Annotated in this window: 17 protein-coding genes, 1 tRNA gene, 1 rRNA gene and 1 riboswitch; of the genes, 12 read left to right on the forward strand and 7 right to left on the reverse strand. The window is 71.7% G+C overall.

Going from position 1 to position 13662, the window contains the following annotated elements; all coding sequences use genetic code 11:
* Positions 1 to 12 precede the first annotated feature (12 nt).
* From rrf to QCD66_RS01085, 5 genes are all read left to right on the forward strand, one after another.
* Positions 13 to 129, forward strand: a 5S ribosomal RNA gene (rrf, locus tag QCD66_RS01065).
* A gap of 110 nt (positions 130 to 239) precedes the next feature.
* The gene (locus QCD66_RS01070) at positions 240 to 848 is read left to right on the forward strand and encodes a histidine phosphatase family protein (protein ID WP_375735571.1); all 609 of its coding nucleotides are present in this window, start codon (positions 240 to 242) and stop codon (positions 846 to 848) included.
* A gap of 146 nt (positions 849 to 994) precedes the next feature.
* A tRNA-Lys gene (locus QCD66_RS01075) sits at positions 995 to 1067 on the forward strand.
* Between the two features lie 47 nt (positions 1068 to 1114).
* Positions 1115 to 1582, forward strand: a complete 468-nt coding sequence (locus tag QCD66_RS01080) for an HIT family protein (RefSeq protein WP_375735572.1) — start codon at positions 1115 to 1117, stop codon at positions 1580 to 1582.
* Between the two features lie 71 nt (positions 1583 to 1653).
* Positions 1654 to 2733, forward strand: a complete 1080-nt coding sequence (locus tag QCD66_RS01085) for a P1 family peptidase (RefSeq protein ID WP_375735573.1) — start codon at positions 1654 to 1656, stop codon at positions 2731 to 2733.
* On the opposite strand, the gene thiD is transcribed toward QCD66_RS01085, so the two are convergent.
* Together thiD and QCD66_RS01095 are read right to left on the reverse strand one after the other, a co-directional pair.
* A complete protein-coding gene (gene thiD, locus QCD66_RS01090; protein ID WP_375735574.1) occupies positions 2730 to 3599 on the reverse strand; it encodes a bifunctional hydroxymethylpyrimidine kinase/phosphomethylpyrimidine kinase in 870 nt (289 codons plus the stop codon). The genes QCD66_RS01085 and thiD overlap by 4 nt on opposite strands.
* A 54-nt stretch (positions 3600 to 3653) precedes the next feature.
* Positions 3654 to 3752, reverse strand: a riboswitch (TPP riboswitch).
* Positions 3753 to 3806: 54 nt separating this feature from the next.
* On the reverse strand, positions 3807 to 4388 hold the full coding sequence (locus QCD66_RS01095; protein ID WP_375735575.1) for a helix-turn-helix domain-containing protein: 582 nt from the start codon (positions 4386 to 4388) through the stop codon (positions 3807 to 3809).
* Between the two features lie 65 nt (positions 4389 to 4453).
* On the opposite strand from QCD66_RS01095, the gene QCD66_RS01100 reads away from it, so the two are divergent.
* Entirely contained in the window at positions 4454 to 5704 is a 1251-nt protein-coding gene (locus QCD66_RS01100; protein ID WP_375735576.1) for a benzoate/H(+) symporter BenE family transporter, read from the forward strand.
* Here the strand turns inward: QCD66_RS01100 and QCD66_RS01105 are convergent.
* The 4 genes from QCD66_RS01105 to QCD66_RS01120 form a co-directional block, all read right to left on the reverse strand.
* Positions 5673 to 6017: a hypothetical protein gene (locus tag QCD66_RS01105; protein ID WP_375735577.1), complete on the reverse strand. Its 345-nt coding sequence runs from the start codon at positions 6015 to 6017 to the stop codon at positions 5673 to 5675. The two genes, QCD66_RS01100 and QCD66_RS01105, sit on opposite strands and share 32 nt — an antisense overlap.
* 81 nt (positions 6018 to 6098) lie before the next feature.
* Entirely contained in the window at positions 6099 to 6332 is a 234-nt protein-coding gene (locus QCD66_RS01110) for a hypothetical protein (RefSeq protein ID WP_364214900.1), read from the reverse strand.
* 48 nt (positions 6333 to 6380) lie between these two features.
* Entirely contained in the window at positions 6381 to 6845 is a 465-nt protein-coding gene (mscL, locus tag QCD66_RS01115) for a large conductance mechanosensitive channel protein MscL (protein WP_375735578.1), read from the reverse strand.
* Positions 6846 to 6885: 40 nt separating this feature from the next.
* Positions 6886 to 7596: an FCD domain-containing protein gene (locus tag QCD66_RS01120; protein WP_364214894.1), complete on the reverse strand. Its 711-nt coding sequence runs from the start codon at positions 7594 to 7596 to the stop codon at positions 6886 to 6888.
* Positions 7597 to 7645: 49 nt separating this feature from the next.
* Here QCD66_RS01120 and QCD66_RS01125 point away from each other — a divergent pair, with 49 nt between their 5' ends.
* Entirely contained in the window at positions 7646 to 8953 is a 1308-nt protein-coding gene (locus tag QCD66_RS01125; RefSeq protein ID WP_375735579.1) for an MFS transporter, read from the forward strand.
* A 7-nt stretch (positions 8954 to 8960) separates the two neighbouring features.
* On the opposite strand, the gene QCD66_RS01130 is transcribed toward QCD66_RS01125, so the two are convergent.
* Positions 8961 to 9323 (reverse strand): STAS domain-containing protein, encoded by a 363-nt coding sequence (locus QCD66_RS01130; RefSeq protein WP_357540567.1) that lies wholly within the window; start codon positions 9321 to 9323, stop codon positions 8961 to 8963.
* A 213-nt stretch (positions 9324 to 9536) separates the two neighbouring features.
* Between QCD66_RS01130 and QCD66_RS01135 the strand changes: the two genes are divergently transcribed.
* From QCD66_RS01135 to QCD66_RS01155, 5 genes are all read left to right on the forward strand, one after another.
* Positions 9537 to 10400, forward strand: a complete 864-nt coding sequence (locus tag QCD66_RS01135; RefSeq protein ID WP_375735580.1) for an STAS domain-containing protein — start codon at positions 9537 to 9539, stop codon at positions 10398 to 10400.
* A gap of 1 nt (position 10401) precedes the next feature.
* Positions 10402 to 10821 carry an STAS domain-containing protein gene (locus QCD66_RS01140; RefSeq protein WP_357540571.1) on the forward strand — a complete coding sequence of 140 codons (420 nt, stop codon included), beginning with the start codon at positions 10402 to 10404 and terminating at the stop codon, positions 10819 to 10821.
* The gene (locus tag QCD66_RS01145) at positions 10818 to 11237 is read left to right on the forward strand and encodes an ATP-binding protein (protein ID WP_364214884.1); all 420 of its coding nucleotides are present in this window, start codon (positions 10818 to 10820) and stop codon (positions 11235 to 11237) included. The genes QCD66_RS01140 and QCD66_RS01145 overlap by 4 nt, the downstream gene beginning before the upstream one ends.
* Positions 11225 to 12259: an ATP-binding SpoIIE family protein phosphatase gene (locus QCD66_RS01150; RefSeq protein WP_364214881.1), complete on the forward strand. Its 1035-nt coding sequence runs from the start codon at positions 11225 to 11227 to the stop codon at positions 12257 to 12259. Before QCD66_RS01145 ends, QCD66_RS01150 begins: the two co-directional genes overlap by 13 nt.
* Positions 12260 to 12336: 77 nt before the next feature.
* Positions 12337 to 13662, forward strand: a complete 1326-nt coding sequence (locus tag QCD66_RS01155) for an ATP-binding protein (RefSeq protein WP_375735586.1) — start codon at positions 12337 to 12339, stop codon at positions 13660 to 13662.

Raw genomic sequence — 13662 nt, forward strand, 5'->3', positions numbered from 1 at the left:
AGTCGATAGTGTTACGGCGGTTATGGCGGAGGGGAAACGCCCGGTTACATTCCGAACCCGGAAGCTAAGCCCTCCAGCGCCGATGGTACTGCACTCGTGAGGGTGTGGGAGAGTAGGACACCGCCGGACTTCTTCATGGTTGTGGGCCATCCGATTTCGGGTGGCCCACAACCATTTTTGCTTTCGAATGGTCGGACCGTAGATGATCAGGGGACAACGGTGCGATCGGGGGAGGCGGCATGGCAGATCGCTTTCTACATCTGGCGCGACACGGTGAGGCCCTGGCCGACGGCCCGCTGACCGATCGCGGCCGGCAGCAGGCCGCGATGTTGGGGCAGCGGTTGGCGTCACTCCCGATCAGCGCCATCCATCACAGTCCGCTGCTTCGCGCGGTGGAGACGACACGGGTGATCTGCGAGCACCTGCCTGGCGTCCCGGTCGAATCCTCTGAACTGGTGGGCGACTACATCCCGCCAGTTCCGGATCCGCAGGCTCTGCCCGATGTGTACGCCAGGTTTCTCGACGGGCTCTCTACCGAGGACTACGCGACGGGAGCGGAGCTGGCGAACGCCGCCATCCAGCGGTACGGCGTACCAGCCACGGCCGGCGGCGCCGACCCGGCCAGCCATGAGCTGATCGTCACCCACAACTTCCTGATCGGCTGGTTCATCCGGCACGCCCTCGACGCCCCCGAGTGGCGGTGGCTGGGCCTCAACCAGGGCAACTGCGCCCTGACCACGATCCTGTACCGCCCGGATCGCCCGCCGGCACTGGTGCTCTTCAACGACATGGGGCACCTTCCCGCCGCACTACGCTGGACCGGCTTTCCGCCGGACCAGCACGTCTAGCCACCTCGACACGTCGGCAGGCCGGCGACCGCACACCGGCAGGCTGCCACGGTCGGTAGGCACAACCCCTCATCCGAGCCACCGTGAACCCGTGGGGGAAGTAACTGTGCGACCGCTGGGCGCCGGTCAGGTAGCCTGGTCGGCGCGGGCTGCTAGCTCAATAGGCAGAGCTGTGGACTTTTAATCCATAGGTTCAGGGTTCGAGTCCCTGGCGGCCCACTCGGGATCCATGGCGACCGTCCGCCGGCGCCGGTCTGGAGGCTCGGATGGACGACGTCGTCGGATGTCTGGCCTGCGACCTCACCGCAGGCCGGACATCCGTACCGGGGGGTCGCATCCACCGGACGGCGCACTGGGTGGTCGAGCACTGCGTCGGTCCGCTCGGTGTGGGCACCCTGATCGTCAAGCCGTTGCGGCACGTCGTGCAGGTCGCCGAGCTGACCGATGGCGAGAGCTCGGAACTCGGCCCACTGCTGCGGCGGATGGCCGCCGCGGTGACGGCGTTGACGAGCCCGGAGCAGGTCTACGTGTGCCTGTGGTCGCACGCCGACGGCAGGCCCGGGCACATCCACTTCGTCGTCCAGCCGGTACGGCGCGAGGACATGGACGGCCACGACCGGTTCGGGCCGGCACTGCAGATGGCGATGTTCCAGGCCGGACAGACGCCTGATCCACGAGCGGTGACGGTGTTCGTCGAACGTTTACGCGACCACCTCGCGGCGGAGCCTTCCTGACCTGGTCGGGAGCATCCGGTCGTCGTGTGGGAGCTCGCCGACAGTACCCATGATTCGGGAGGCGTCCAGCCGTGCAGGAACCGCGTAGGGCCCGACAGCTCGGTATCGAGATCGGTGTGCTGCCGACGGGCGCCCACAACGCCATCACCGACGTGAGCGGCGTACGGGTCGGTCACACCACGATCGTGGCCGGCGACAGCATCCGTACCGGGGTGACCGCGGTCGTACCGGAGCAGTTGTTCACCTGGGCGGCGCTGCCGGCCGGGCTGTCGGTCGGGAACGGGTACGGCAAGATCGTGGGCTCGACCCAGGTAGCCGAGCTGGGCGAGATCGAGACACCGGTGTTGCTGACCGCGACCCTGTCGACGTTCCGGGTCGCGGACGCGTTGGTGACGTACCTCCTGGGGTTGCCCGGGCGGGAGGACGCGCAGTCGGTGAACCCGGTGGTCGCCGAAACCAACGACGGCTTCCTCTCCGACATCCGGGCGCGGCCGGTGACCGAGGAACACGTGCTCGCCGCCCTGCACGGTGCCACCGGTGGGCTGCCGGGCGAGGGGTGTGTCGGCGCCGGCACCGGCACCGGCGCCCTGGGGTTCAAGGCCGGAATCGGTACGTCGTCACGGGTGACCACGACCTCGCGCGGAGCGGCGACCGTCGGTGTCCTCGTCCAGTCGAACTTCTCCGGCGTACTGCGGGTGTGCGGGGTGCCGGTGTCGCGCGAGCGGATGGGCGTACCGGTGGCACCGGTGACGCCAGGAGCGGCGCCTGGGGCGGCCGCGGAGCATCCGGGCAACTCCTGCGTCATCGTGGTCGCGACCGACGCCCGCCTGGACGCGCGCCAGCTCGGCCGCCTCGCCCGGCGCGCCATCTTCGCGATGGGCCGGGTCGGGTCGGACTTCACCAGCGGCAGCGGGGACTACGCGCTGGCGTTCGCCACGGCCGAACCGGTGCTGCCGGTGCTGCCGGTGCTGCCGGAGTCCGATGTGGATCCGTTGTTCACCGCCGTCCTCGAGGCGACCGAGGAGGCGCTGCTGAACTCGCTGTTCATGGCGACGACCACGGTCGGGTTCAACGGCCACGTCAGGTATGCCGTCCCGCACGACAGGTTGCTCGCGCTGCTCGGTGAGCGTGGTGTGGCCGGTACGGGCTAGGACCACGCTCCGTCTTGGCCGGCCCACAGGCCGGCGAAGTGGCTGATCGGGCCGTTGCCGTGGCCGACCCGCAGGGCCGCGCCGTGGGTGATGCTCTCGGTCAGCCAGCGCTTCGCCCGGTCGACGGCATGCTCCCAGCCGGGTGCCTGCGGGCGCAGGGTCGCCAGCGCCGACGACAGCGAGCAGCCGGTGCCGTGGGTGTTGGTCGTCTCGATCCGCTCACCGGGGAACTCGAAGAGGTCCCGGCCGCCGGACAGCCGCCCGCCGGCGTCGACCAGGGCGTCGGAGGCCGACCCGTCGGCGAGATGCCCGCCCTTGGCCAGGACGGTGACGCCGTACGTGGCGGACACCCGGTGTGCCTGCTCGAGTACGTCGTCCCACCGGGAGACCGCGGGCTCGTCGGCGAGGACGGCGAGTTCGGGGATGTTGGGCGTGACGAGGTCGGCGTGCCGGACGAGGTTCCGGATCGCGTCGACCGCGCGCTCGTCGAGCAGCCGGTCGCCGCTGGTGGCGACCATGACGGGGTCGAGGACCACGACCGGCGGCCGCTGCCGGCGGAGCCAGTCGGCGACCGCCTCGATGATGGTCGAGTTGGCGAGCATTCCGATCTTCACGGCGTCGATCTCGACGTCGTCGCTGACCGAGTCGAGTTGTTCGGTGAGGAACTCGACCGGCGGGATGTGCACCGAGCGGACCCCCATGGTGTTCTGGGCGACCAGGGCGGTGACCACCGCCATGCCGTATCCGCCGTTGGCGGCGATGCTCTTCAGGTCCGCCTGGATTCCGGCGCCGCCGGTCGGGTCCGTACCCGCGATGGAGAGGACGCGTGGTGTCTGCCGGTGGTCGGTCGGGTCAGTCGGGTGCATGGCCGCACGCCTTCCTGAAGGGAGCGGCGGCGCACCGGGCAATGGCGGACAGGCGTGGGCTCACCCGGACATCCCTTCGCTAGTACGAACTAGATCAGGTTCGACGGGTGTGATCTCAGCCCGCTCGAAGGGCGGGCACCCCGTGTCACTGCCGACATCGTATCCAGCCCGCGGGCCGGGTACGAGCCGTGAGACCGGGTGGCCCGGCTACGGGCGTCGCGACCGGCCGGGGTAGCGGATCAGCAGGCTCGCGTGCACCTCGTCGTCGCCGACCGCGCCGTAGACGTGGGGTACGTCGGAGATCCAGGTGATGTGCTGGCCGGTGCCGGCGAGGGCGGGCGCGCCGACGGGGCCGGCCCGGAGCAGTCCACTGAAGACGGTGACGTGTTCGGTCACACCCCGCTGGTGTGCCGGTGAGGTCTGGGGTGGTCCGGGCGGCACCCGCATCCGGTAGAGCTCGAAGGTGACGTCGCCCTCGTCGAAGACCTGGAGCAGGGTCGCCTCGACCGCCGTACCGCGGATCGTCGCGGCATCCGTGCCGGGGGCGGCGAGTACGGCGGCCAGCGGAACCCCGAGTTCGGCCGTCACCGCGTAGAGCGTCTCCAGGGTCGGGTTGCGGGTGCCGTTTTCCAGGCCGGACAGGGTCGCCTTGCCGACGCCGGCGCGTCGGGACAGGGCGGAGAGGGAGACGCCCCGCGCCTCCCGGAGTTCGCGGACCCGCCGGCCGACCTCGGCGCCCTCGCCGCCTCCGTCGACCGCCGGTCGGCGGCTTGTACGACGCGAATCCATCCGGCTATGGTGCATGACCGGAGCGTTCCGTTTGCGGAACGGCCTGGTCATGGGGAGGACCGTCGATGGAACGCCTGGCGCAACCGGTGCTGGCCGGTGTGGTGACCGCCCTCGTCGGCTTCGCCAGCTCTTTCGCGGTGGTGCTCGCCGGGCTGCGCGCCGTGGGCGCCACCGAGCGACAGGCCGCCTCCGGTCTCTTCGCCCTCTGTGTGGTGATGGGGCTGGTGGCGATCTGGTTGAGCCTGCGCCACCGGCTGCCGATCAGCGTCGCCTGGTCCACCCCGGGGGCCGCCCTGCTGGTGTCGACCGGGGCGGTCGAGGGCGGGTTCCCGGCGGCCGTGGGCGCGTTCCTGGTCTCGGCGCTGCTCATCGTGGCGGCGGGCCTGTTCCCGGCACTCGGGCGCTGGATCGCCGCCATCCCGCAGCCGATCGCCAGTGCCATGCTGGCCGGCGTACTCCTCAGCCTCTGCATCGCCCCGGTCCGGGCGCTGATCGACGTACCGCTGATGGCGGCGCCGGTGATCCTCACCTGGGCGCTGCTGACCCGGTTCGCCCGCCGGTGGGCGGTGCCCGCCGCGCTCGTCGTGGCCGTCGCCGCGATCGCGGTGTCCGGCCCGCCCGGCGGCCTGACCGGGGCGGCCCTGCTGCCGGTCCTCGAGTTCACCGCGCCGACCTGGAACGTGTCCGCCCTGGTCAGCGTCGCCCTGCCGCTCTTCGTCGTCACGATGGCCTCGCAGAACGTGCCCGGCATGGCGGTCCTGTCCAACTACGGCTACCGGGCGCCGCTGCGCCCGATCCTGGTCGGCACCGGGATCGCCAGCGGCCTGACGGCGCCCGCCGGTGGTCACGTCATCAACCTCGCCGCGATCACCGCCGCCCTGGTGGCCGGCCCGGACGCCCACCCCGACCGGGACCGCCGGTGGATCGCCGCGATGACGTCGGGCGTCGGCTACGTCGTACTCGGGCTGACGGCCGGGCTGGCCACGGCGTTCGTGCTGCTCTCCCCGCCGGTGCTGGTCGAGGCGGTGGCCGGGCTCGCGCTGCTGGGTGCGTTGGCCTCCGCCCTCGCCGCGGCGGTGGCCGCGCCCGAGGGGCGGGAGGCGGCGGCGGTGACCTTCGTGGTGACCGCGTCCGGCCTGTCGGTGCTGGGGATCGGGGCGGCGTTCTGGGGGCTGGTCGCCGGTGGGTTCATGCTGTTGCTGATGCGTAGCCGCAACCGCGTCGCCGCCGAGCCGCCCGCGCCGACGCCGACCACGACGCCGGAGCGCACCGAACCGCAGCCGCTCAGCGTCCGGACGTCAGCTGATCCGTCCTGACCTTGAGCAGTACGACGTCGCCGGTCACCTCGGCGATCTGGTCGGCCGCCACGTAGTGGTCGGGAGTGCCGTCGACGCGCAGGTATCCGGCCCGGAGCAGGCGGGCGGCGGCATCCGGCGGCACATCCGGCGCCGCCGGTGTCTCGACCTCGGACAGGCCCTCACCGGCGCCGTCCGGCGGCGCCTGCACCGTCACCGCGTTGGGGTCGCCGGGCCGGGACGCGGCGACCCGGCCGATCTCCGCCCCGGTCGCGTCGACGACGCGCATTCCGGACTCGACCTCGGCGAACGGCGGATCGACTGGTGCTCGCATGGCGCCTCGGTACCCCGGGCGGATGCCGCCAAACCCGGCGGCCGCGCCCGCCGGGCCATTCCCTTCACCGAGCCGTCCCGTTCACCAGGCGGTCGGGCGGGCGGAGAGTTCCCGCCAGGTGCCGGGACCGTCGAGCAGGGCGCGTACGGCGTCGAGGGCGTCGTCCTCGCTGTCGAACTCGTAGAAGCGGGAGACGCCCTCGGCGCCCCCCGCGCGCTGCTCCACGTGCCACCGGTCGCCGTCGGCGCGAAGGTAGACGTCACGCCGGGCAAGTCGTCCCCACTTGCCGTTCCACCAGTGCTTTCGCTGCTCCATGCGCGGACCCTATCGAACAGGTGTTCGACAATGGTCGGCGCCCCGGCGTCAGCGCTGGGCCGGCGGCTGCTCCCGGTTGATCAGGCGGTCGAGGGCGTCGCCGTCGCGGCCCGGCACCCGGCCGGCGGCGACCAGGGCGTCGCGGATCTCGGTGAGGAGCTTGACCTCCTCGCTCGGCGCCGCGGGCGGCGGCTCCTCGCCCCGCTTGCGCCGCTCGGCGAGCTTGTTCATCGGCATGACCACCAGGAAGTAGAGCACCGCGGCGGTGAGGAACAGGGTGATCGCCGCGTTGATGAACGCCGGCCAGTCGAACGGGATGCCCCGGAACTCGGGCGCGGTCTGTTCCAACCCGTCCCCGCCGGTGACCAGCAGGGTGACCACCCGGATCAGTGGTTCGAGGAACGACTTCGTGAACTGCGTCACCACCGCGGTGAACGCGGCGCCGATCACGATACCGACCGCAAGGTCGACGACATTGCCGCGCAGGATGAAGTCCTTGAAGCCCTTGAGCATTCCCAACCTCCGGGGAAGATTGCCGCTGTCGATCGACAACCTATGCCCGCAGTGGGGTCTCCAGGAAAGCACCCGCCTCGCGCGTCGCCCCTTCGGTGTCGCCGGCCCGGATCGCCTCGACCAGTGCGGAGTGGTCGACGTACCGGTCGGGGTGCAGCTCCGGCCCGATCGCCTCGGTCAGCGTGGCGCGCATCGCCGTACCGAACGAGGCGTACAGCTCGGCCAGCATCGTGTTGTGTGCCGCGGCCACGATCGTCGTGTGCAGGGCCGCGTCGGCGGCCACGAAGACCTCCGGCCGGCCGGACTCCCACGCGGCCTCCCGCGCCGTCAGCGCGGCGTCGAGTGCGGCAAGGTCTTCCGGCGTACGTCGTAGCGCCGCGAGCCGGGCCGCCTCGACCTCGAACGCCCGGCGTACCTCGACGGCCTCGGCGGCCCGGGCGGCCCGGACGACCTCCGGGGCCGCGGTGGGGGCCAGCCGGCGGGCGACCACACCGGACAGTTCGTCGGTCGAGGTGACGTAGGTCCCCGAGCCCTGCCGGCACTCCAGAACGCCGGCGTGCACGAGGGCCCGGACCGCCTCGCGGACCGTGTTGCGGCCCACGCCGAGCGACTCCACGAGCTGTGGCTCGGTCGGGATCTTGCTGCCGAGTGGCCACGCGCCGCTGGTCACCTGCTCGTTGAGCTGGTCGATGACCTGGCGGACGAGGGTCTGCCGGGCGCCGGCACGCGGCCCCGCCGGCGGCAGTGTCATCGGTTACAGCCTCGGCCGAAAATCATCCCATGATTGTATGGTCGCCGGTATGACCCCGCCACCCACCTCGCTCGCCGTGCCGGCCGCCCCTCGCGTGGAACCGCCGCCGACCGCCGTCGCCGGCCCGCCCGCCGACGGCAGCACCGGGAGCGGGCCGGCGGTCCGGGGCGGTCTGGTGATCCTGGTCGGCATCCTGCTCGTCGCGCTCAACCTGCGTACGGCGGTGACCAGCCTGGGCGCGCTCCTCGACGAGGTCCGGGTCGGACTCGGCGCGTCCGGGGCGATGGCCGGCCTGATCACCACCATGCCGGCGATCGCCTTCTCCGTCCTCGGCGCGACGACCCCGTGGCTGGTCCGCCGGATCTCGCCGGCCCGGCTGCTGGCCGTCGCGATGGCCGTCCTCGCCGCCGGGCAGGTGCTGCGGGTCCTCACCGGCAACCCGTACGCCTTCGTGGTGCTGACCGCCGTCGCGCTGGCCGGTGTCGCCATCGCCAACATCCTGTTGCCGATGCTGGTGAAGCAGTACTTCCCGGCCCGGGCCGGGCTGGTCACCGGGGCGTACTCGATGTCGCTGACCGTCGGCACCGCGACCGCGGCCGCGGCCGCCGTGCCGGTCGCGCACGCGTTCGGCTCCTGGCGGGTCGGGCTCGGCGCCTGGGCGCTCCTCGCCGCGGTCGCGCTTCTGCCCTGGCTGCCGGCCGCGTTGCGGCGTACCCGGCCACCGGCCGCGACCGGCGCGGCCCCCACCGGCCGGATCCGGCCGGCCCGGACCCGGCTCGGCTGGGCCATGGCGCTCTACTTCGGGGTGCAGTCGCTGGGCGGGTACGCGGCGATGGGCTGGCTGGCGCAGATGTTCCGGGACGCCGGCTACTCGGCGCAGTACGCCGGTCTGCTGCTGGCGCTGGTCACCGCCTTCGGTATCCCGGTGGCGCTGATCATGCCCTCGGTGGCCACCCGGCCGGGGGCGCTGCGACCGGCGGTCCTGCTGCTGTCGACGGCGATGGCGGCCGGCTACCTGGGGCTGGCGTTCCTGCCGTACGAGGGCGCCCTGCTCTGGGTGGCCCTGCTCGCCATCGGACACGGGGCGTTCCCGTTGGTGCTGGCGACGATCGGCCTGCGGGCACGGACGGCCGAGGGCACGGTCGCGCTGTCCGCGTTCGCGCAGAGCACCGGGTACGCCATCGCGGCGCTCGGCCCGCTGCTGGTCGGCATGCTCTACGCGGCGACCGGCGGCTGGCACCTGCCGATCGCACTTCTGCTGGTCGCGGTGGTCGTGCAGACGCTTGCCGGGCTGGCGCTGGCCCGGCCCCGCTTCCTGGAGGACGAGCCCGGCGCCGTGGCCGCCCGACCGCGGTGAGCGGCGGTCAGCCGGCGGCGGGCTTGGCGGTGCTGCCGTCGGCGACCGCCTCGGCCACCGTCGGATAGGTCTGGAGCACCTCGACCAGGCCACTGACCTCGAGGATGCGCAGCACGCCGCGCTGCGGCGCGGCCAGCCGCACCACCCCACCGGTCTCGTCGCAACTGTTCTTCGCCCGAACGAAGACCGACAGGCCGGTCGAATCGCAGAACGAGACCTCGGCGAGGTCGAAGACCAGCCGGTTACGGCCCTTGTCGAGCAGATCGGTGATCTGGTCCTGCAGTTGCGGCGCCGTCGCCATGTCGAGTTCGCCCGCGACCGACACGACGACCAGATTGCCCTGTTGCTCCGTGTGCACCGTCAACGACATCCGCGACCTCCCGCTTATCGTCCGAACGTTACTCCACGATCGGCCATCCGTCCCAGATGGGGCGGGGCGTCCGGCGGGGCGGAAGTGACCGGTGATCACGTCCGCAAAATCATTGATGTGTAGCAACTAACGCCGCAGGGTGCGGTGATAGAGTCCGCCCGGTCCGACCCGGCCGTTCGTCGGCGGGTGACCCAGGGAGCGAGGGAGGCACCGATGGCACTGGACGCGGACGCGAGTGGCCGGCTGGCCGCCCTGCTCACGCAGCACACCGAGCAGATCGTCAACCGCTGGACCGAACTGGTGTCCGCCTCGCTGCGCGGGCGGCAGAGCCGGGCCGAACTCCATCGGCAGGTGGAGGATCTGCACCGAGGCCTCCAGACCACGCTCGGCGCCGGCGGCGTCGACCTCGGCGCCGAATCCGCCGGCGAACTGCGGGCCGTGCTCGCCGACCTGTCCCGCAGCCGGGCCCGCCAGGGCTTCAGCGCCACGGAGACGGCGGTCAGCGTCTTCGCGCTGAAGGAGGTCCTGCTCGACCTGATCGACGTCCAGAACGCGGATCCGACCAACCTGCGGGACTACGTCGCGTTCGGCACCTTCGTCGACCAGATGGGGCTGTTCACCTTCGAGACGTACGCCAAGGCGCGCGAGGAACTGATCGCCGACCAGGCCGAACAGTTGCTCGAACTGTCCACCCCGGTCGTCAAGCTCTGGGAGGGCGTCGTCGCGGTACCGCTGGTCGGCACCCTCGACTCGGCCCGGGCCCAGGTGGTGATGGAGCGGCTGCTCCAGACGCTGGTCGACACCGGCTCGCCGTACGCGATCATCGACATCACCGGCGTTCCGGCCGTCGACACCCAGGTCGCCCAGCACATCCTCAAGACCGTCGTCGCCGCCCGGCTGATGGGCGCGGACTGCATCATCTCCGGCATCCGCCCGCAGATCGCCCAGACGATCGTGGCCCTGGGCATCGAGTTCGGCGACATCGCCACCAAGGCCACCCTCGCCGACGCCCTGCGACACGTGCTCCGGCTGACCGGGATCGAAGCCGGCCGCCGTGCGGCGCGGAAGGCACACTGACGTGGAACGCGTACCGGTTCTGAAGATCGGCGACATCCTGCTGGTCTCGATCCAGATCGACATGCAGGACCAGACCGCCGTCCAGCTCCAGGAAGACCTGGCCGAGCGGATCGTGCAGACCGGCTGCCACGGCGTGATCATCGACATCACCGCCCTGGACATCGTCGACTCGTTCGTCGGCCGGATGCTCGCCACGATCGCGTCGATCTCCAAGGTGCTCGACGCCGAGACGGTCGTGGTCGGTATGCGGCCCGCCGTGGCGATCACCCTCGTCGAGCTGGGCCTGTCGCTGAACGGGATCCGCACCGCGCTCAACGTCGAGCGCGGCATCGAACTGCTCGCCCGGTCCGACGACGAACTCGAGTACGACGACGAGGACATCGACTCGACCGAGGCCGAGCCGGTGGCGAAGTCGCCATGACCGCCGGGCTCGAGACCGGCCAGACCCAGACGCAGACGATCGCCGCGGACGAGGACGTCGTACGTGTCCGGCAGTTGGTGCGTACGGTCGCGGTGGCGGTCAAACTCTCCCTGGTCGACCAGACCAAGCTGGTCACCGCGGCGAGCGAACTCGCCCGCAACACCCTGGTCTACGGTGGCGGCGGCGCGGTGTCGGTCACCGTGGTCGACAACGGCCGCCGGCGTGGAATCCAGATCGCCTTCGCCGACGAGGGGCCGGGAATCACCGACCTCGACCTGGCACTGACCGACGGCTACACCACCGGCGGCGGGCTGGGCCTGGGCCTCAGCGGCGCCCGCCGGCTGGTCGACGAGTTCGACATCGAGACCGCGGTGGGCCGAGGCACCCGCGTCACGGTGACCAAATGGTCCCGCTGATCGGAGCAACCGTGGCGAACCCGGAGAGACTGGGCGACGAGGGTGTCTGGTTCCGCGTCGAGGAGGCCAGCAGCGCCAGCGCCGTACGGCGGGCCGCCGAACGGCTCGCCGGCCAGATCGGCCTCGGCGCCGGCCCTACCGCCGCGCTGGCCATCGCCGCCGCCGAACTGACCAGCAACCTGGTGAAGCACGCCGACGAGGGTGTGCTGCTGCTGCGCCCGGTACGCGCCGACGACGCCGCCGGGATCGAGATCATCGCGGTGGACTCCGGGCCGGGCATGGCCGACCTGGCCCACTCCGCCCGCGACGGCCACTCCACCGCCGGCACGCTCGGCATCGGCCTCGGTTCGATCGCCCGCCAGGCGAGCTGGTTCGACGCCCACAGCGTGCCCGGGCGCGGCACGGTACTCGCCGTACAGGTGTGGCCCGGGCCGGTGCCGACCCCCGCCTGGGCCGGTGGCGTCATCCGGCCGCTGACCGGCGAGACGGTCAGCGGAGACGGCTTCGCCGTCCGGGTCATACAGGGGCGGCACCAGCTCCTGGTCTGCGACGGGCTCGGGCACGGGCCGCTCGCCGCGGCCGCCACCGCCGCCGCGATCTCCGCCTTCCACACCGCACCGGCGGTGCCGCCGGCCGCGCTCGTCGAGCATCTGCACCGGGCGATCGGGCACACCCGTGGCGCCGCGGTCGCCGTCGCCGAACTCGACGCCCCGACCGCCGTCGTCCGCTACGCCGGGCTGGGCAACATCGCCGGTGTGGTCATCGACGGGAGCAGCCGCCGGGGGATGGTGTCGATGCCCGGCATCGCCGGTCACCAGCGCCGCGTCGTCCGTGAATACGAGTACCCGCTGCCGCCCACCGGGGTGGTGATCATGCACTCCGACGGGGTCGCCGACCGGTGGCGGGTGGACGACTATCCCGGCCTGCTCACCCGGGCCCCGCAGCTCATCGCCGCGACCATGCTGCGCGACGCCGGCGTACGGCGGGACGACGCCTGCGTACTCGTCGCCCGGACACCCTGATGAGCGGCCCGGACGCCTGGACGAACGGCCCGGACAGCGCGGGGTCGCCCGGGGCCGACGCCACGCTGATCCTGTCGATGACACTCCGGGTCGAGCAGGACATCTTCGTCGTACGTCAGCGCGGCCGTGAGGTGGCCGACGCCGTTGGATTCGAACACCAGGACCAGATCCGGATCGCCACCGCGCTCAGCGAGGTGGGCCGGCTCCTGTTGTCGTGCGGCAGTCCCGCCGACGTGGCATTCTTCGCCCAGACAGGAGATCTTCGACCGGTACTGCGGATCGAGGTGCGATCGGCCGCGACGGTACGGGTCGGCGACCTGCCCGGCGGGCACCTCGCCGCGGTCGGACGATTGGTGGACACGTTGGAGATGGACGACGACGAGACGACCGCGGTCGTACGGATGTCGCGCCGCTTCCCGACCACCGCGCCGCCGCCGACCCCGGAGCGGATCGCGGAGTTGCGTGCCGAACTCGAGGGCAGCCTGCCGGGGACCCCGCTCGACGAACTGGCCGTACAGAACGAGCAGTTGCTTGCCGCGCTCGAGCAGGTACGCACCCACCGCGACCACCTGGCCCGGCTCAACGAGGAACTGGAGGAGACCAACCGGGGCGTGATGGCGCTGTACGGGCAGCTCTCCGAAGAGCTGGAGGAGACCAACCGCGGCGTCGTCGCGCTCTACGCCGAACTGGACGAGAAGTCGTCGCAACTGCGGGCCGCCAGCGAGGCGAAGAGCCGGTTCCTGGCCAACGTCAGCCACGAACTGCGGGCACCGGTCACCGCGATCATCGGGCTCGGGCGGCTGATGGCCGATCCGGCCTCGGACCCGCTGACCCCGCAGCAGGCGACCCACGTGGAACTGATCCGGTCGTCGGCGGCAGACCTGCTGTCGCTCGTCAACGACCTGCTCGACCTCGCCAAGGCCGAGTCCGGCCGGATCGAGCCCAACTGGTCCGACATCGACCTGCGGATGGTGTTCGGCCAGTTGCGCGGCACCCTGCGGGCACTGACCACCCCGGACGTACGGCTGGAGGTCGAGGACCCGCCGGCACCGTCGGTCATCCGCTCCGACGAGGTGCTACTCACCCGCGTACTGCGGAATCTGCTGCACAATGGGCTGAAGTTCACCGAGCGTGGCGAGGTCCGGATGTGTGCCGAGACGGTGGCCGGCGGCTGGCGGGTGTCGGTCGTCGACACCGGCCCGGGCATCCCTGCCGAGCTGCACCAGCGGATCTTCGAGGAGTTCTACCAGGTGCCGGGCACTGCGAAGCCGGGAACAGGCCTCGGCCTGCCGTACGCGCGGCGGTTGGCGACCCTGCTCGGCGGATCGCTGGAGCTGACCAGCGAACCGGGGCACGGCAGCACCTTCACCCTCTTCCTGCCCACCGTCGGCGACGGGGCCTGA

The organism is Polymorphospora sp. A560, from assembly GCF_045781765.1.
Classification (GTDB): Bacteria; Actinomycetota; Actinomycetes; order Mycobacteriales; family Micromonosporaceae; genus Polymorphospora; species Polymorphospora lycopeni.